At 63.8% G+C, this 17,305-nt stretch carries 15 protein-coding genes; 12 read left to right on the top strand and 3 right to left on the bottom strand.

Annotated features, from left to right (window positions below):
• Positions 1-11: 11 nt before the first annotated feature.
• Positions 12-974, bottom strand: coding sequence for a GlxA family transcriptional regulator (locus ACEN8U_RS02055; RefSeq protein WP_310111213.1), 963 nt, complete (start codon positions 972-974; stop codon positions 12-14).
• A 236-nt stretch (positions 975-1,210) separates the two neighbouring features.
• Here ACEN8U_RS02055 and ACEN8U_RS02050 point away from each other — a divergent pair, with 236 nt between their 5' ends.
• From ACEN8U_RS02050 to ACEN8U_RS02025, 6 genes are all read left to right on the top strand, one after another.
• The gene (locus tag ACEN8U_RS02050) at positions 1,211-1,849 is read left to right on the top strand and encodes an HD domain-containing protein (protein WP_310111216.1); all 639 of its coding nucleotides are present in this window, start codon (positions 1,211-1,213) and stop codon (positions 1,847-1,849) included.
• Positions 1,850-1,910: 61 nt separating this feature from the next.
• Positions 1,911-2,849 (top strand): LysR family transcriptional regulator, encoded by a 939-nt coding sequence (locus ACEN8U_RS02045; protein ID WP_013591283.1) that lies wholly within the window; start codon positions 1,911-1,913, stop codon positions 2,847-2,849.
• Positions 2,850-2,961: 112 nt separating this feature from the next.
• Complete coding sequence (locus tag ACEN8U_RS02040; RefSeq protein WP_310111219.1) at positions 2,962-4,155, top strand: CaiB/BaiF CoA-transferase family protein; 1,194 nt, start codon at positions 2,962-2,964, stop codon at positions 4,153-4,155.
• On the top strand, positions 4,152-5,117 hold the full coding sequence (locus ACEN8U_RS02035) for a hydroxymethylglutaryl-CoA lyase (protein WP_310111220.1): 966 nt from the start codon (positions 4,152-4,154) through the stop codon (positions 5,115-5,117). The genes ACEN8U_RS02040 and ACEN8U_RS02035 overlap by 4 nt, the downstream gene beginning before the upstream one ends.
• Positions 5,118-5,176: 59 nt before the next feature.
• Entirely contained in the window at positions 5,177-6,508 is a 1,332-nt protein-coding gene (locus tag ACEN8U_RS02030; RefSeq protein ID WP_310111223.1) for an MFS transporter, read from the top strand.
• 60 nt (positions 6,509-6,568) lie between these two features.
• On the top strand, positions 6,569-6,958 hold the full coding sequence (locus ACEN8U_RS02025; RefSeq protein WP_310111225.1) for a hypothetical protein: 390 nt from the start codon (positions 6,569-6,571) through the stop codon (positions 6,956-6,958).
• A gap of 372 nt (positions 6,959-7,330) precedes the next feature.
• Here the strand turns inward: ACEN8U_RS02025 and ACEN8U_RS02020 are convergent, their stop codons facing one another.
• Positions 7,331-8,059, bottom strand: coding sequence for a GntR family transcriptional regulator (locus ACEN8U_RS02020; protein WP_041746820.1), 729 nt, complete (start codon positions 8,057-8,059; stop codon positions 7,331-7,333).
• Positions 8,060-8,220: 161 nt separating this feature from the next.
• Here ACEN8U_RS02020 and ACEN8U_RS02015 point away from each other — a divergent pair, with 161 nt between their 5' ends.
• The 4 genes from ACEN8U_RS02015 (at position 8,221) to ACEN8U_RS02000 (ending at position 14,838) form a co-directional block, all read left to right on the top strand.
• On the top strand, positions 8,221-9,441 hold the full coding sequence (locus ACEN8U_RS02015) for a pyridoxal-phosphate-dependent aminotransferase family protein (RefSeq protein ID WP_310111226.1): 1,221 nt from the start codon (positions 8,221-8,223) through the stop codon (positions 9,439-9,441).
• A gap of 206 nt (positions 9,442-9,647) precedes the next feature.
• Complete coding sequence (locus ACEN8U_RS02010) at positions 9,648-10,934, top strand: MFS transporter (RefSeq protein ID WP_310111227.1); 1,287 nt, start codon at positions 9,648-9,650, stop codon at positions 10,932-10,934.
• 3 nt (positions 10,935-10,937) lie between these two features.
• Positions 10,938-11,723 (top strand): 2-keto-4-pentenoate hydratase, encoded by a 786-nt coding sequence (locus tag ACEN8U_RS02005; protein WP_310111231.1) that lies wholly within the window; start codon positions 10,938-10,940, stop codon positions 11,721-11,723.
• A 94-nt stretch (positions 11,724-11,817) separates the two neighbouring features.
• Positions 11,818-14,838 carry an FAD-binding and (Fe-S)-binding domain-containing protein gene (locus ACEN8U_RS02000; protein ID WP_310111233.1) on the top strand — a complete coding sequence of 1,007 codons (3,021 nt, stop codon included), beginning with the start codon at positions 11,818-11,820 and terminating at the stop codon, positions 14,836-14,838.
• A 37-nt stretch (positions 14,839-14,875) separates the two neighbouring features.
• Here the strand turns inward: ACEN8U_RS02000 and ACEN8U_RS01995 are convergent, their stop codons facing one another.
• Positions 14,876-15,796: an AraC family transcriptional regulator gene (locus ACEN8U_RS01995; RefSeq protein ID WP_310111235.1), complete on the bottom strand. Its 921-nt coding sequence runs from the start codon at positions 15,794-15,796 to the stop codon at positions 14,876-14,878.
• 172 nt (positions 15,797-15,968) lie between these two features.
• On the opposite strand from ACEN8U_RS01995, the gene ACEN8U_RS01990 reads away from it, so the two are divergent.
• The gene (locus ACEN8U_RS01990) at positions 15,969-16,880 is read left to right on the top strand and encodes a DMT family transporter (protein WP_310111236.1); all 912 of its coding nucleotides are present in this window, start codon (positions 15,969-15,971) and stop codon (positions 16,878-16,880) included.
• 133 nt (positions 16,881-17,013) lie between these two features.
• Positions 17,014-17,271, top strand: a complete 258-nt coding sequence (locus ACEN8U_RS01985) for a hypothetical protein (RefSeq protein ID WP_012428738.1) — start codon at positions 17,014-17,016, stop codon at positions 17,269-17,271.
• Positions 17,272-17,305: the final 34 nt, after the last annotated feature.

Genomic DNA, 17,305 nt, shown 5'->3' with positions numbered 1-17,305 from the left:
CACATGCGCTTTCAGCTCGCGCGAAAGCGCTCGCGGTACTGCATCGGCGTCACGCCAATCCGCTTGACGAAGACAATCCGCATGCGGTCCGCGGTGCCGAAACCGCAATCGTAGGCAATGGCTTTCAGCGCTGCGCTGCTGCTTTCGAGCAGCTTGCGCGCCGCGTCCACGCGCGCGCGCTCGACAAATTCGTGCGGCGTCACGCCGGTTTCCTGCACGAACACGCGTGCGAAATGGCGCGCGCTCATGCCGGCGACGTCGGCAAGCTGCTTCACGGTGAAGCTTTCGTGGATGCGCTCCATGACATGCGCCTGCACTTTCGCGACCGGTGACGTTTCGTCGGCGGGCGCGGTGAGATACGGACTGAACTGCGACTGGCCGCCCTGGCGCTGCGCAAATACGACGAGCCGCTTCGCCACCGCCAGCGCAATGTGCGCCCCGTGATCTTCCGCGACGAGCGCAAGCGACAGGTCGATGCCCGCAGTCACGCCCGCCGAAGTCACCAGCTGGCCGTCGCGCAGATAGATGCGGTCATAGTCGACGCGTGCCTTCGGAAACTGCGCGGCGAGCTGCGCTGCGTGCTGCCAGTGCGTCGTGACGTGGCGCCCATCGAGCAAACCGGCGTGGCCGAGCGCGAAGGCGCCCGTGCAGATGGAACCGTAGCGGCCGCAGCGCGGCGCGACGTTTATCAGCCAGTCGAGCAGCGGCGCCGCGGGCGGTTCGCCTTCGGGCAGCGCGGGACCGCCCGCCACCAGCGCGAGGTCGAAGGGTTCGCGAGCGCGCGAGAAGAGGCCGTCGGCGACGAGCGTGATGCCGTTGGACGCGCGCAGCGGCGCGTCGTCCGCACTCAGCAGCGTGACTTCGTAACGCGCGTCCGGCGAGACAAAGCGGTTAGCTTCGGAGAAGACGTCGACGGGTCCCGCGACGTCGAGCGCCTGCACGCCAGGAAAGATCGCTATCGCGACGGTGGGCATTGATTGATTCCTTCTGCATGAGCGAGCCACGGCAGTCAACGCGGTGCGATTGGCAGTGTTCGACGGCTTCGCACGATTGTCGCGGCCACGGTGCTGGCCAATACTGGACTTCATCGGATGCGCCGCATTCACTGCATGAGCCGCACGAAAAACGCGCTGGTTCAGCATACCAAACGCGCTTTTCCGCTGCACGCGGGCGCGTTCCTTTTATCCACGCCATTCAAGGAGTTACGCACATGACCACGATTGCAGGCATCCACATTCCCGACAGCATCATGGCGCGCGAAGCGACCGACCTCGTGCGCGACACCGAAACGGAGCTGCTGTATCACCACTCGCGGCGCGTGTTTCTGTTCGGCGCGCTGGCCGGCGAACGCAAGCAGCTCAAGTACGATCCGGAGCTGCTCTATATTGGCGCCATGTTTCATGACATGGGTCTCGTCGCGCCGTATAGCAGCGAGCACGAACGCTTCGAGGTGGACGGCGCGAATGCGGCGCGCGACTTTCTGCGGCGCCACGGCATCGGCGAGGATGACATCGAGCAGGTGTGGACGTCGATTGCATTGCACACTACGCCAGGCATTCCTCAGCATATGAAACCGGTCGTTGCGCTGGTGACGGCGGGCGTCGAGATGGACGTGCTGGGTCTCGCCTACGACGAGTTCACCGAAGAGGAACGCCACGCGGTCACGCACGCGCATCCGCGCGGCGCGCACTTCAAGGAAAATATTATCGACGCCTTCACGCAGGGCATCATCCACAAGCCGCACACGACGTTCGGCAACGTGAAGGCCGACGTGCTTGAGCTTAAGGACCCGCATTACCATCGCGAGAATTTTTGCACGATGATTCTCGGCTCGTCGTGGAAGGAATGATGCAACGTGCGCGGCGGCATATGGGATGATGAGCGATTGACCGAACTTCCGGCGCCGCGCCATGGTGATCAAAAACCTTCTCCGCAAGCTCGACCTCACCACGCTCCAACTGTTTCTCGCCGTCTACGAGGAAGGCACGCTCACGCGTGCCGCGGAGCGCGAGGCCATTGCCGTATCGGCTGCCAGCAAGCGCCTGCTCGAACTGGAACAGGCGGTGAGCGCAACGCTGTTTCAGCGCAACGCGCGCGGCATGACGCTCACGCCGGCCGGCGAAACGCTGCTGCATCATGCACGACGCGTGATGCGCGATATCGAGAACATCGGCATTGAACTGGCCGGCCACGCGAGCGGCGTGCGCGGCTATGTGCGGATGATGGCGAACCTGTCTGCCATCGTCGAGTTCTTGCCTGAGGATTTGCGTGCGTTCCAGCTGCTGCACGAGCGCGTGAAGCTCGACCTCGAAGAGCGGCCGAGCGGCGGCGTAGTCGAAGCGGTGGACGACAGCCTCGCCGATCTCGGCATCTGTTCCGCCGACGCCGACACGCGCGAGCTGCATGTCGAGCATTATCGGCGCGACTCGCTGGTGCTTGTCATGCGCGACGATCATCCGCTCGCCGCGCGCAGCAGCGTGGCATTTGCCGAAACGCTCGACGGCGACCACGTCGGCCTGCACGCTGCGAGCTCGATCAATGCGCGCACGCATATCGCCGCGCGCCAGGCGGGCAAGCCGTTGCGGCTGCGTATCCACGTGCCGGGATTCGACGCCGTGTGCCGGATGGTGCAGGCCGGCATGGGCGTCGGCGTATTGCCGCAAAAAGTCTATCAACTGATGGGGCGTCCGCTCGGACTCGTCGGGGCGCCGCTCGAAGACGACTGGTCGCAACGCAGCCTCGTGCTGGTGGTGCGCGACGTGGATGCACTGTCGCCAGTGAGCCGCCTGCTGTTCGATCATCTGCGCTCCATAGAAGCGTCCGAAGGCGCGCAAACCCCCGCGGCGTAAAGCCCGCGCGACCGTTCGCCGTTCGCGAACGGTCGTTGGCGAATTGCGGTTGGACGCCGCCGCGTCATGCCCTCAAGCTGTCTCCCAACATAAAACTGCATGGAGACAGCACATGAGTGGACCCCTTCAAGGTATCCGCGTCGTCGAGATCGGGACGCTCATCGCCGCGCCGTTTGCCGCGCGTCTGATGGCGGAATTCGGCGCGGATGTCGTCAAGATCGAAGCGCCGCAAACCGGCGACCCCTTACGCAAATGGCGCAAGCTGCACGAGGGCACCTCGCTCTGGTGGTATCTGCAGTCGCGCAACAAGAAGTCGGTTTGCGTGAACCTGAAGTCGCCGGAGGGCGTCGAGATCGTGAAGCGGCTGGCCGCCGAAGCCGACGTCGTGATCGAAAACCTGCGGCCAGGCGCGCTCGAAAAGCTCGGCATCGGCTGGGACGCGCTGCATGCGATCAACCCCAAACTGACGATGGTCCGCATTTCCGGCTATGGCCAGTCAGGCCCGTACCGCGACCGGCCAGGCTTCGGTGCGATCGGCGAAGCCATGGGCGGCATCCGCTATACGACGGGCGAAGTGGATGGAGCGCCTGCGCGCGTCGGCGTGAGTCTCGGCGATTCGCTCGCTTCGCTGCACGGCGTGATCGGCGCGCTGATGTCTTTGCTGCGGGTAAAAACGGGCCAAGGCGAGGGTCAGGTCGTGGACGTGTCGCTCGTGGAAAGCGTCTTCAATCTGATGGAAAGCCTCGTGCCGGAATACGACCTGCTCGGCCACGTGCGCGAGCGTAGCGGCGGCGCATTGCCGGGCATCGCGCCCTCGAACACTTATCCGACTGAAGACGACGGCTATGTCGTGATCGCGGGCAACAGCGATCCGATTTTCCGGCGCCTCATGCAGGTGATAGGCCGCCCCGATCTCGCGGACGACCCCGCGCTCGCGCACAACGACGGCCGCGTGCGCCACTGCGCGACGCTCGACGACGCCATCGCCGCATGGACATCCCACCATTCGACGCAAGACGTGCTGGCCGCGCTGCAGGGCGCCGACGTGCCCGCGGGGCGCATCTATTCTGTCGCGGACATCGTCGCCGATCCGCACTACCAGGCGCGCGACATGTTGTTGCAGGCGCAACTACCGGGCGGCGCCTCCGTGAAGATGCCGGGCATCGTGCCGAAGCTGTCGGACACGCCGGGCGAAGTGCGCTGGTCAGGCCCGGCGCTTGGCGAACATACGGGCAGCGTGCTGAGCGAACTCGGCTTTGCGAATGAAGAGATTGAGCGGCTGCGCCGCGAAGGAGCCGTGCAATGAGTGCTGCCAACAAGCTTGCATCGCCCATGGTGTCTGCCGACAAACTGATCGTGCAGGAAGTCGCACCGCGCGACGGCTTGCAGATCGAACCCACCTGGGTCGAGACGGCGGACAAGATCGAGTTGATCAACGGTCTTTCCACGGCGGGCTTCACGCGCATCGAGGCCGGGTCGTTCGTGTCGCCAAAAGCGATTCCCGCGTTGCGTGACGGCGAGGCTGTGTTCCAGCAGATCGAGCGGCGCGCGGGCGTGATCTACGTGGCCTTGGTGCCGAACCTCAAGGGCGCCGAGCGCGCGCTTGCGGCGAAGGCGGACGAGCTGAACCTCGTGATGTCGGCGAGTCAGACGCACAACCGCGCGAATATGCGCATGAGCTGCGAGTCGTCGCTCGCGGCGTTCGGCGACATTGTGCGCCACATGAAGGGTTCGGGCGTGCTGTTGAATGCATCGGTGGCGACGGCGTTCGGCTGCCCGTTCGAAGGCGCAATTGACGAGGACCGCGTGATCGGTATCGTCGACGTGTATCGCGAGATGGGCATCGAGGGCATCACGCTCGCCGACACGACCGGCATGGCCAATCCGCGCCAGGTCACGCGGCTTGTCGGGCGCGTGCTGCAACGCGTGCCGTCTGCGGCGCTCACGCTGCACTTTCACAATACGCGCGGACTCGGGCTCGCCAACGTGCTCGCCGCGTATGAAGCCGGCGCGCGGCGCTTCGATGCGGCGCTCGGCGGTCTCGGCGGTTGTCCGTTCGCGCCGGGTGCGTCGGGCAACATCTGCACCGAAGACCTCGTCAATCTGTGCGACGAGATGGGCATTCCCACGGACATCGATCTCGAGAAGCTGCTCTCGCTGTCGCGCGCGTTGCCCGCCTTGCTCGGCCACGATGTGCCCGGGCAGGTCGCGAAGGCCGGGCGCAATCGCGACCTGCATCCCGTGCCGGACTACGTGCGGCAAATCTGACTTTCCCTCATCCACTAAACGACCGGACGGCACGGCCGAATCCGGCATTGGAGACGAACATGAGTGACCTTGGCGCAATTGCAACCGATGGGCGTGAAAAGAGCGCGGATCGTGCGGCGGCCATCATCCGCAAAGTGGCATGGCGGCTGATGCCGCTCATCATGATCTGCTATCTGTTCGCGTTTTTTGACCGCATCAACATCAGCTTCGCGAAGTTCCAGCTGCAAAGCGATCTCGGCTTGTCCGATACCGCCTATGGTCTCGGCGCAAGTCTGTTCGTGATCGGCTACGTTTTGTTCGAAGTGCCAAGCAATCTATTCCTCTATAAGGTCGGGGCGCGGCGCTGGATCGCGCGCATCATGATTTCGTGGGGGATCGCGACGGCGGCGATGGTGTTCGTCAACAACGAATGGCAGTTCTACGGCTTGCGCTTTGTGATCGGCGCGATGGAGGCGGGCTTTGCCCCCGGCGTGCTGTACTACCTGACGCTGTGGTTTCCGCCGAGCTATCGCGGACGCATCACGTCGATGCTGTTTCTCGCGTCGGCTTTTTCAGGGCTGGTCGGGGCGCCGCTTGCGGGGCTCGTCATTGGCCATATGAACGGCGTGCTCGGCATGCCGGGATGGCACTGGCTGTTCCTGCTCGGCGGCCTGCCGTGCGTGCTGCTCGGTTATCTCGTGCTGAAGCTGCTGAAAGACCGCATCGACGACGCTCACTGGCTCTCATCCGCCGAGAAGTCCTTTCTGGCCGGGCAGATCGCAGAGCAGAGCCGCCATCCGCAGACCGGGCATTCATTCCTCGGGGCGATCAGGACGCCGGGCTTTCTCACGCTCGGGCTCGTCTACTTTCTGATTCAGGTGGCGTCGTATGGATTGAATTTCTGGGCGCCGCATCTGATCCGCGTGGCGGGCACGCATAATCCGACGCTCATCGGCTTGCTGACGGCCGTGCCTTACGTGTGCGGCGCGATCTGCATGGTGGTGGTCGGGCGCTTGTCGGATGCAAGCGGCGAGCGGCGCAAGTTCGTATTCGGTTTGCTCCTGATGTCGGCGATCGGATTTTTTGCAGCAGGTTTCTTCGACAAGCAGACGGGGTTTCTGATCGTCGCATTGGCGGTAATGGGCGCGGGCGTGGTGGCGTCGATTCCGGCGTTCTGGGCATTGCCGCCGAAGCTGGTGACGGGCGCGGGGGCGGCGGGCGGCATCGCGCTGATCAATACGCTGGGGCAGCTCGGCGGGATTGTGAGTCCGATCATGGTCGGGCGAGTCAGGGATCTGACTGGAAGCACCACGCCTGCGTTGTATGTGATCGGCGCGATGAGTTTGATCTGCGCGGTGATTGTGTTGCGGGGGTTGCCGGAGTCGCTTAGAGCGAAGGATGGCGTGCGGTAGGGTTCGAGGCGCGGCGCGGGTTGGTGTGCGCGGGCAGAAGTGGTCAGGCGGCAAAGTGTCATGGAGTACGAGGCGGATTTGGTCGCCTGTACACTGACGGCTAAGCCTCGCGGCGAGCGAAATCACGCGCTGTGCGAGGAAAGCGCCTTTGATCGATACCAGCAATGCAGGGGGATATTAATGGTTAACCACCCACCGTACACCGTCGTGCTGACCTATACCGACGAACCGCGGCAATTGACGATGCAAGCCGTGGACTCCGTTCTGGTGGCGCCGCTCATCGAGGGAAAGATGGCAGTGCCGTTTTTCCTTGATGATGAGGAATTCCGGTTTGACGATGAACTGGCACGGCGGTTGGGCGTTGCAATGCTGAATGTTATTGCGGCAGGCCGGCCGGAAGTTAGACAGCACCTGAATTTGACGCAGCATCCGATAGAAGGGCGGTCCTAGGGGACCGGTGTAAATGCAAGCGTTGCATTCATCCGCACCGCGAGGACATTACGCCGACGCGTCAAACACTTGGCGCATATGTGCGCACGTTGTCCACAGCCCTTTCAACAAATTGTGTGGACAACTGCACGTTGCTGAGCAGCGCGAGTGTGACCGCGACCGCAAACCATGTCCGCGCGCGGGACGAACTATCGCTATCGCTTGCACTGCCCATACATCGACCGCACGCCGATTCCGCCATCGCGTCAATCACTTGGCCGGCCTATGCGAACGTTGTCCACAGCCTTGCAAACATTTTGCGTGGACAACTTCGCGGGTTTTCGCGCCCACGCATGAGCCGAAGCGACGCATAAGGCACGAGGCACCTAACCATCAAGCCTTCAACCCCGAGCCCGCCGCCGCATCTTCGCGCGACTGCACTTGCAACACCGCATCGCGCTTATCGAGCAGATGCTGACGAAGAATCGCGCTCAGCTTCTTGCCGTCGCGCGCCTCGAGCGCCTTCAGCATTTCGTCATGGTCGTGAATCGCGCGATCCCACTTGGGAATCTGAAAGTTCGAGCGGAAACGCAGCGCCTGTAAACGCCGGTTGACGGAGACATAAGTCTGCCGCAGCGCCGAATTCCGCGCGGCTTCGTTGATCTTGTCGTGAATGGCCTGATTGCGGCTGTAGTATCCGGCCAGATCGTTTTGCGCGCGGCACGCGAGCATGGCGTAGTGCAACGCCTTGATCTCGGCGAGTTCGGCCGCCGTCATTCGTTCGGCCGCGAGTTCGCCGGAGAAAGCCTCGAGGCCGCTCATCAGTTCGAATGTCTCGCGCAATTCGGCTTCCGACATTTTCGACACCGACGCGCCGCGATTCGGCCAAATGTCGATCAGCCCTTCCGCGGCGAGTACCTTGAGCGCCTCGCGCAACGGCGTGCGTGAAATGCCGAGCGTTTCGCACAACTCCCGCTCATTCAGTTTCTTGCCAGGCTCAAGCACGCCTTCGACGATAAACCGGCGAATATGCTCGACCACCGTGTCATGCAAGCGCTGCCGCTCCACCTTAGGCAACTGCGACGCGCCGAGCGAGCTGCCCTCAAATTCCGAATTTTGCATACAAACTTCCTCAATGCCCGTTTCGGTCGATTTTATCGGATCGCCGCAATGAAGGGTAGGACGCGGGTAAACACGGGTGCGCAAAGGCAATTTTCAACTTTCGTCGGCGCAACTTCGTCTGATATAGTTTTTTGCATGCAAAATTCAATCGGAGGAGCGCAATGCTGAAGTTAGATTTTCATCCCGCCGGCCGTCACTTCCTGCAGATTCCGGGGCCGAGCCCCGTGCCCGATCGCATCCTCCGCGCGATGAGCTATCCGACCATCGACCATCGCGGACCGGAATTCGGCGAACTCGGTCTGAAGGTGCTGGACGGGATCAAGAAAATCTTCAAAACGCAGCATCCGGTTGTGATTTATCCGGCGTCCGGCACCGGCGCATGGGAGGCGGCGCTCGCCAACACACTGAGCCCCGGCGACCACGTATTGATGTACGAGACGGGTCACTTCGCGACGCTCTGGAAAAAGATGGCGGAAAGCCTCGGCCTCACGCCGGAGTTCCTTGGCTTGCCGGGTATCGAAGGCTGGCGGCGCGGCGTGCAACCGCACATGATCGAAGAGCGCCTGCGCGCCGACACGCAGCAGTCGATCAAGGCCGTCTGCGTCGTGCACAACGAGACCTCGACGGGCGTCACGTCCGACATCGCGGCCGTGCGCCGCGCGATCGACGCCGCGGGCCATCCCGCGCTGTTGCTCGTCGATACGATTTCGGGCCTCGCGTGCGCCGATTATCGCCACGACGAATGGGGCGTCGACGTCACCGTGTCAGGCTCGCAGAAAGGCTTGATGCTGCCGCCGGGCATCAGCTTCAACGCGATCTCGCCGAAGGCCCTCGCTGCGAGCAAGCACGCAAAACTGCCGCGCAGCTTCTGGGACTGGAGAGAAATCGTCGAGATGAACACGACCGGCTACTGGCCGTACACGCCCAACACGAATCTGCTGTACGGCCTTCACGAGGCGATCGACATGATTCTGGGAGAAGGGCTCGACAACGTGTTTGCGCGCCACGAGCGTCTTGCCGAGGCGACCCGCCGCGCGGTGCGCGCCTGGGGACTCGAGATCCAGTGCGCGGATCCGGCTGTGTACAGCCCGGTGCTGACCGGCGTGATGATGCCCGAGGGCGTGGATGCCGACGCGGTGCGCAAGCTCATTTACGAACGGTTCGACATGTCGCTCGGCACCGGGCTCGGCAAGATGAAAGGCCGCATGTTCCGCATCGGTCATCTCGGCGACTGCAACGACCTGATGCTGCTCGCCACGCTCGCCGGCTGCGAAATGGGCCTGCGTCTCGCGGGCGTTCCCCTCAAGGAAAGCGGCTTGCCTGCCGCTATGAACTGGTTGAGCCAGCCGGCGCACGCCGCGGGTTTGAAGGCGGCCGCCTGACGAGGCTGCGGCGGCAAGCTCGAACCGCCGCAATCGAAAGAAGACAGGAACAACGCAAACAGGCATCGACGAAGTCAGTTCCATCATGAAGCCGCGCACAGAACGCGGCCCTGAACAATGCGATGGCGAGGCGGCGCATGCCGCCTTGCGACGACGAAGCGCGCCCTATCAGGCACGCCGTCGACACATGCAAATGGAGAGAGACGATGAAGCGGTTTCGTGTGACCAGTGCGACCAGTATTGTTCTAGTGATGCTATGCATCATGTACTTCATCACCTACCTGGACCGCGTCAACGTCAGTACGGCGGCAGCGGGCTTCGGCAAGGAATTCCATCTTTCGCACACGGAAGTCGGCCTCGTGTTCTCGGCGTTTGCGTATCCGTACCTGCTTTTCCAGATCATCGGCGGCTGGGTCAGCGACCGTTTCGGCGCGAGGCGCACGTTGCTCGCGTGCGGCGCGATCTGGGGCATCGCCACTTTGCTGACCGGTTTTGCGGGCGGTCTGATGTCGCTGCTGGCGGCGCGCGTGCTGCTCGGTTTCGGTGAAGGCGCCACTTTCCCGGCGGCGACGTCCGCCATGGCGCGTTGGGTCGCGAAGGAAAAGCGCGGCTTCGCGCAAGGCATCACGCATGCGGCTTCGCGCGTTGGCAATGCGGTCGCGCCCGGCATTGTCGTGCTCGTGATGACAAGCTGGGGATGGCGCGAATCGTTCTATATCTGCGGCGCGTTCAGCCTTCTGTGGGTTGTCGTGTGGGCGTTCACCTTCACCGAGCATCCGAAAGACCACCCGCGCATCACGAAGGAAGAACTCGACGTTCTGCCCGCTCCCAAAGCGAAAGGCGCCGGCGTGCCGTGGGGCAAGCTGTTTCGCCGCATGGCGCCCGTCACGATTGTCTACTTCTGCTATGGCTGGACCCTGTGGCTCTTTCTCAGCTGGATTCCGCAGTACTTCCTGCACAGCTATCACCTGGAATTGAAGAAGTCGGCGATCTTCGCGTCGGTCGTGTTTCTCGCCGGCGTGGTGGGCGATACGCTTGGCGGCATCGTCACCGACTTCATCTACACGCGCACCGGCAGCCTCAAGCGCGCGCGCAGCTGGATGGTATCGGTATGCATGCTGTTCTGCCTGCTGTCGCTGATTCCGCTGATGTTCACGCACCACCTGTATGTGTCGATGGCGTGTCTCGCGTCGGGCTTCTTCTTCGCCGAAATGACGATCGGCCCGATGTGGGCGATCCCGATGGACATCGCGCCGGAAGCCTCCGGCACGGCGAGCGGCATGATGAACACGGGCTCCGCGCTCGCGGCGATCATCTCGCCGGTGGCGGGCGGCTTCCTGATCGACTATTTCGGCAACTGGGAGTTGCCGTTCGTCGGCAGCATGCTGTTGATGGCGCTCGGTGTCGTGCTCGCGTTCCGCATGCAACCGGACAGCCGGTTCGCGGGCGGCGGCGCCGACAAGGGGCAGCTGCCCACCAGCATGGGCGTGTAAGCGATGCTCAGGTCCTTTCGCGCCGACGCCCTCAAGCTGAGCACTTCGCCGCTCAGCCGCCTGCTTGCCGATGCACGCCGCAATCACGCGACGCTCGGCAAGCTCCAGCCCAGCCGCGCGCCCGCCGACGCGGACGCGGCCTATGCCATCCAGCACGAAATTCTCAGCATCGCCGGCGCGCGCGTCGGCGGCTGGAAGATCGGCTCCAAGTCGGCAAGCGGCCCGATTCAAGGCGCGCCGCTGCCGGACATCGATTTGCATCCCGATGGCGTGATGCTGCCGCGCACGGCCTTTACGCCGCTTGCGCTTGAACTCGAAATCGCGTTTCGTTTCGGCCGCAGCTTCGAGCCGTCCGCCGCGCCTTATCGCGAAGCCGACGTGCACGCGGCCATCGGCTCGTTCGGTGCGGCAATCGAAATTGTCGCCAGCCGCTTCGCGGAGTGGCCCGACGTGGACCGGCTCGCGCAACTGGCGGACTTGCAGAACCACGGCGCGCTGATCGTCGGCGAATTCATGCCGTATCACGAGGATTTTCCGTTTGTTGCGCCGGCGCTGCGCTTCGACTTCAACGGGCGCGATGTCGTCGAATTGACGCCCGCGAACCCGGCGGGCGATCCGCGCCGATTGCTCACGTGGCTCGTCAATCACGCGACGTCGCGCGGCATCACGGTGACACCGGACATGATCGTCACGACGGGTTCGTATACCGGCATGTTTTTCCCCCGAAGCGCGGGCATGGCGCACGGGCGCATTGAAGGCCTGCCGCCGGTGAGCGTCACGCTGTACTGAATAATCGGGCGCTCACGGCGCATGCGCCTGAGCGCGTTTCGCGCGAAGTGCATGGCGTGCACGAAGTGTGTGTACTGCCACAACCCTCGACGTTATGACGAATCCCACTTCCGCTTTGCTGGTCAAGCCGATTCATCTGGTGCCGTCGGCGGCGCGGCTGACGACGCCGCTCGCGCAGCATCTGCGCAAGGCGCTGCGCGGCGATGTGCTGTTCGATGCAGCAAGCCGCGGCCGTTATTCGACCGATGCATCCATCTATCAGATCATGCCGGTCGGCGTGGTCGTGCCGCGCGATCAGGACGATCTGCGCGCGGCGCTCGAGATTGCGCGCAGCGAGAAGGTGCCGCTGCTCGCGCGCGGCGCGGGCACGAGTCAATGTGGACAGACCGTCGGCGAAGCGCTCGTGATCGACACGAGCAAGTGGCTGAACAACATTGTCGATTTCAATGCCGACGCGCGCACCGTCACCGTCGAGCCGGGTGTCGTGCTCGATCACCTGAACGCGTGGCTCAAGCCGCACGGTCTGTGGTTTCCCGTGGATGTGTCGACGGCTGCGCAGTGCACGATCGGCGGCATGGCGGGCAACAATTCCTGCGGCTCGCGCTCGATCGAATACGGCAACATGGTGCACAACGTCGTGGCCATCGACGCGATCCTGGCCGACGGCAGCGAAGCGCATTTTGCGTCGCTGCGAAACCCGCCACAAGGTGCGCGATTGCAGCAGATCGTCGAAGGCGTGCGGCAGATTGCACAACGCGAGCGCGACGAGATCGTGGCGCGCGTGCCGAAAGTGTTGCGCCGCGTGGGCGGCTACAACATCGACGTGTTCGATTGCCAGAACCCGCGCGCTTATACCGACGACGGCGTCGCCAATCTCGCGCATCTGCTGGTCGGCTCGGAGGGCACGCTCGCGTTCAGCCGTCAGTTGACGCTGAAGCTCGCGCCGCTGCCCGCGCACAAGACCCTCGGCGTGGTCAACTTCCCGACCTTCTGGCAGGCGATGGATCTCACGCAGCACATCGTCAAGCTGAAGCCGGTCGCGGTGGAACTCGTCGATCGCACCATGATCGATCTGGCGATGAGCAACCCGGCGTTCCGTCCGGTCGTCGCCAAGGCGCTGGTGGGCGAGCCGCAAGCGGTGCTGCTCGTGGAGTTCGCGGGCGAATCGCGCCACGCGCAACTGCAGTCCCTTAGACAACTGACCGAATTGATGGCCGATCTCGGCTTGCCCGGCTCCGTCGTCGAAATGCCGGACATGAATGCGCAGAAGGCGCTATGGGAAGTGCGCAAGGCCGGGCTCAACATCATGATGAGCATGAAGGGCGACGGCAAGCCGGTGTCCTTCATTGAAGACTGCGCGGTGCCGCTCGAGCATCTCGCCGACTATACGAGCCGGCTCACCGAGGTTTTTCAGCGGCATGGCACGGAAGGCACGTGGTATGCACACGCGAGCGTCGGCACGCTGCACGTGCGGCCGATTCTCGACATGCGTCGCGACGGTGCGATAAAAATGCGCGCGATCGCCGAAGAAGCGGCGGCGCTCGTGCGCGAATACAAAGGCGCCTATTCCGGCGAGCACGGCGATGGCTTGTGCCGCGGCGAATGGGTCGCGTGGCAATACGGTCCGAAGCTGAACCAGGCCTTCGGCGAGATCAAGGCGCTGTTCGATCCGGATAACCGTTTCAATCCCGACAAGATGGTGCGTCCGCCGAAAATGGACGACGCGCGCTACTTCCGTTTCCCGCCAGGCTATCGCGAACAGCGCATGGAAACGGCGCTCGACTGGTCGGCGTGGAATGTGCAACGCGATCCGCTGACGGGCCGCGAAAGCGCGCCGGGCAGCGGCAACGATCTGTCGGGCGGTCTCGCCAAAGCCGTGGAGATGTGCAACAACAACGGCCACTGCCGCAAGTTCGACGCCGGCACCATGTGCCCGAGCTATCGCGTGACAAAAGACGAGCAGCACGTCACGCGCGGGCGCGCGAACACCTTGCGTCTGGCGATTTCGGGGCAGCTCGGCGAAGCGGGCCTCGCTAGCGACGACGTGAAGGAGACGCTCGACCTGTGCGTGTCGTGCAAGGGCTGCAAGCGCGACTGCCCGACGGGTGTCGATATGGCGAAGTTCAAGATCGAGGCGCGCGCCGCACGCGTCAAACGTCATGGACTGACGCTGCGCGACAAGCTCGTCGCCTTCATGCCACGCTATGCGGCCACGGCGAGCCGTGTGCCGGGTTTGATCGCGCTGGCCGACAAGGTGCCGCTCCTGTCGACATGGCTCAAGCGCTCGGTGGGCATCGCTCAGCAACGCAGCTTGCCGCGCTTCGCGAGGGCGTTCCTGTCGACTGTGAAGCCGACGGTGAACACGCGCGGCGCGGCGCTAAAAGAAGTGCTGCTGTTCGTCGACACCTTCAATAATCACATGGAGCCCGACAACGCGCGGGCAGCACAAAAGGTACTGGAGGCAGCCGGCTACACGGTGCACTTCAACACGCGGCAAGGCGAGCGGCCGGTGTGCTGCGGACGCACGTTTCTCGCGGCCGGTTTGGTCGATGAAGCGAAGCACGAAGCGCGGCGCATGCTCGATCTTTTCGAGCCCTTCGTCGCGCGCGGCGTGCCGGTTGTGGGTCTCGAACCATCGTGTCTGCTGTCGTTGCGCGACGAGTTTCTGCACTACGGATTCGGAGACGAAGCCGCGCAGCTCGCGAAGCACGCCTTTTTATTCGAAGAGTTTCTCGTGCGCGAGCAGCAAGCCGGACGCCTGCAGCTATCGCTGAAACCGCTGGCCACGCAACAGGCGCTCGTGCATGGTCATTGTCATCAGAAGGCGTTCGACGCCTTCACGCCCGTGCAAACGGTGCTGAGGTGGATTCCTGAGCTGACGGTGTCGACGGTGGAGTCGTCGTGCTGTGGAATGGCCGGCAGCTTCGGCTACGAAGCGGAGCATTACGCGACCTCGCAGGCCATGGCCGAGCTGTCGCTATTGCCGGCCGTGCGCAAGATGGACGACGGCGCGATCATGGTCGCCGACGGCACGAGCTGCCGTCATCAGATTCACGACGGCGCCGGTGTGAAGGCGCTGCACGTGGCGCGCGTGCTGGCAATGGCGCTGCAATGACGCGCGCCACGTCTCGCTATCGACGGCTGTCGGGCGCCTATCGGACCGCCACTGCCTGCCGGTAAGCGCCCGGCGACACGCCCACGCCTTCGCGGAAACGGTGACTGAAGTGGCTGGCGTTCGCGTAGCCGCATAGTTCGGCGATGTGCGCGAGCGGCAGCGCGGTGGTGCGCAGCAGCGTCCGCGCGCGCTCGAGCCGCCGCTGCGCAATCCACGCGGCGGGCGGCAATCCGAACGACGTGCGGAACATGCGCGCGAGATGAAATTCCGACAGCGCAGCCACGTTCGCCAGTTCGCCGAGCGTGAGCGGTTGCGCGAGATGACTCTCGATGTAGTCGTGCAGCCGCCGCCGCGTGGCCACCGACAAGCCACCCTTGAGCGCCGCGCCGGTGCGTCGGACGCCTTGGGCGCGCAGCAGCAGGCTCAGCACTTCGTGCGCGGTTTCGTTGGTGCGCAGCAGGCCGTCGGCGTCGTCCCAATGCTCGTTCGCAAGGGTCTGACACAAACCGGCGATGCGCGCGTCCTCGAAATACGTGCGATCGGCGAGCGTCAGCTCGCGCGGCTCGCGGTCGAGCTCCTGCACCGCGCGCTGCGTGAAGTGCTCCGGCAGAAAATACAGATGCATGAAATGCATGTGGCCGCGCACCCACCAGCGCGATTCGTGATCGCCGGGCAACGCGCACAGGCGCGACGGCGCGCCGTAGCGGCCGGGCATTTTCTGGCGCTCCGTGCGATAGCCGCGGTCCAGATAACACGACAGCGTGTGGTGGCCGGGCCGCTCGTAGATGGTTTCGGCGACCTCGGTATCGCGCGTCCAGACGGCGATCGCGAGACCGTCCCCGAGCCACGCGAAGCGGTCCAGATGCGCATTCGATCGGCTCAGCGTGTGACACACCGACTGAATGCCGAACGGCGTTTCAGTGGCGCGGGTCACAGGGGCGGGCGGGCTCGAGTTCACGGAACGGGCGGATGTCGTTGTTATGGCGGATAGCGGTGAGTATACGGCTCGCTGCGCGCCGCCGCATGCGCTGCGGCTGCGCACGCGCAGAAATGCGCAATCCTGGACAAGTCCGGCGAGCCGCGCTGCCGCATAGTGGAGCTCCCATATACGCCGTGTGCAGGCATCGACCATGAATCTGTTGCTGTATGCCGTGACCGTTCTCATCTGGGGCACCACGTGGATCGCGATCAAATGGCAACTGGGCGCGGTGCCGCCCCCGGTTTCCATCGCGTGGCGCTTCTGGATCGCCGCGCTGGTGCTGTTTGCGCTATTGCGCATCATGCGCCGGCCGATGTGGCCGCCGCGCGCCGCATGGCGCTTTCTGTTCGCTCAAGGCCTCGCGCTCTTCTGCGTCAACTTTCTGTGCTTCTACTACGCCGAGCAGGTGGTGCCGAGCGGGCTCGTCGCCGTGGTGTTTTCCACTGCGCCGCTTCTCAATTCGATCAACGGACGGCTGTTCATGGGTCGCCCCTTGCAGCCGTCGGCGATTGCGGGCGCGATGCTCGGGCTCGTCGGCATTGTGTGTCTGTTCGTTCAGCAGATGAGCGGGCACCTCGGCGATCACGCCGCATGGCTCGGGCTCGGCGTCGCGTTTCTCGGCACGCTGTGTTTTTCGGCGGGCAATCTCCTGTCGAGCCGGATGCAATCCATGGGCTTGCATCCGTTCGCGACAAATAGCTGGGCCATGCTGATCGGCGCGAGCGTGCTCACCGTGGGCAGTCTGCTCGCAGGCTTGCCGTTTGGCGTCGAGTCCTCCGCGCGCTACCTCGGCGCACTCGCGTACCTCGCGGTATTCGGCTCGGTGGTCGGCTTTACCGCGTATCTGATGCTGGTGGGACGCATGGGCCCGGAGCGGGCGGCTTATTCCACGGTGCTCTTTCCGATCGTGGCGCTGGCGGTGTCGACGGTGTTCGAGGGCTACCAATGGTCAGCATTAGCGGTGATCGGCCTGCTGCTGGTGGTGGCCGGCAATCTCGTCGCGTTCGATATGACGCGGCGCATCTTCGGGCGACGCAGCCAGTGCGCGAATATGAAGGCATGAGAAGCCGCATCAAAGACGGAAAGGTGAGCTTTTACGGGAGCGCGGATCACGCATAGACGGCACCGCGCGATCGGTATATAACAATGCGAAAGGATCGCTCATTCACCAGGCTTTCACGGGGAGAGGCATCATCATGACGCAAGACGTAACGCCCAAGCCGCCCACGGGCGACCGGCCTGACCTGGAAAATCTCGACGCGGCGCTCAGTCACGTGGATCAGCAGGTGTCATCCGGCAGCATCGCGTCGGGTGCTGCAAAGGGCATTCTGTATAGCCTCATCGAAACGCTCGGCACGTTCGTCGGCGATCCCGATCTGCCCGAGCACGCGCGCTCCGGCTACGAAGGGCTGCTCGAAGCAGCCCGCGAACTGCGCGCGAAGCTCGACCACTGAGCAACGCTCGCGGCGTTCGCATGACCATTGCCGA

It is taken from the genome of Paraburkholderia phenoliruptrix (genome assembly GCF_047325075.1).
Classification (GTDB): domain Bacteria; phylum Pseudomonadota; class Gammaproteobacteria; order Burkholderiales; family Burkholderiaceae; genus Paraburkholderia; species Paraburkholderia phenoliruptrix.
The sequence above is the reverse complement of the archived record's forward strand: the minus strand, read 5'-3'. Positions and strand labels throughout refer to the sequence as shown.

Coding starts and splice junctions, on each gene's coding strand:
- ACEN8U_RS02035 (WP_310111220.1), top strand. CDS start 4,152: ATGAGTGCTGCCAACAAGCTTGCATCGCCCATGGTGTCTGCCGACAAA.
- ACEN8U_RS02055 (WP_310111213.1), bottom strand. CDS start 974: ATGCCCACCGTCGCGATAGCGATCTTTCCTGGCGTGCAGGCGCTCGAC.
- ACEN8U_RS02025 (WP_310111225.1), top strand. CDS start 6,569: ATGGAGTACGAGGCGGATTTGGTCGCCTGTACACTGACGGCTAAGCCT.
- ACEN8U_RS01985 (WP_012428738.1), top strand. CDS start 17,014: ATGACGCAAGACGTAACGCCCAAGCCGCCCACGGGCGACCGGCCTGAC.
- ACEN8U_RS02045 (WP_013591283.1), top strand. CDS start 1,911: ATGGTGATCAAAAACCTTCTCCGCAAGCTCGACCTCACCACGCTCCAA.
- ACEN8U_RS02050 (WP_310111216.1), top strand. CDS start 1,211: ATGACCACGATTGCAGGCATCCACATTCCCGACAGCATCATGGCGCGC.
- ACEN8U_RS02040 (WP_310111219.1), top strand. CDS start 2,962: ATGAGTGGACCCCTTCAAGGTATCCGCGTCGTCGAGATCGGGACGCTC.
- ACEN8U_RS02015 (WP_310111226.1), top strand. CDS start 8,221: ATGCTGAAGTTAGATTTTCATCCCGCCGGCCGTCACTTCCTGCAGATT.
- ACEN8U_RS02010 (WP_310111227.1), top strand. CDS start 9,648: ATGAAGCGGTTTCGTGTGACCAGTGCGACCAGTATTGTTCTAGTGATG.
- ACEN8U_RS02030 (WP_310111223.1), top strand. CDS start 5,177: ATGAGTGACCTTGGCGCAATTGCAACCGATGGGCGTGAAAAGAGCGCG.
- ACEN8U_RS02000 (WP_310111233.1), top strand. CDS start 11,818: ATGACGAATCCCACTTCCGCTTTGCTGGTCAAGCCGATTCATCTGGTG.
- ACEN8U_RS01990 (WP_310111236.1), top strand. CDS start 15,969: ATGAATCTGTTGCTGTATGCCGTGACCGTTCTCATCTGGGGCACCACG.
- ACEN8U_RS02020 (WP_041746820.1), bottom strand. CDS start 8,059: ATGCAAAATTCGGAATTTGAGGGCAGCTCGCTCGGCGCGTCGCAGTTG.
- ACEN8U_RS02005 (WP_310111231.1), top strand. CDS start 10,938: ATGCTCAGGTCCTTTCGCGCCGACGCCCTCAAGCTGAGCACTTCGCCG.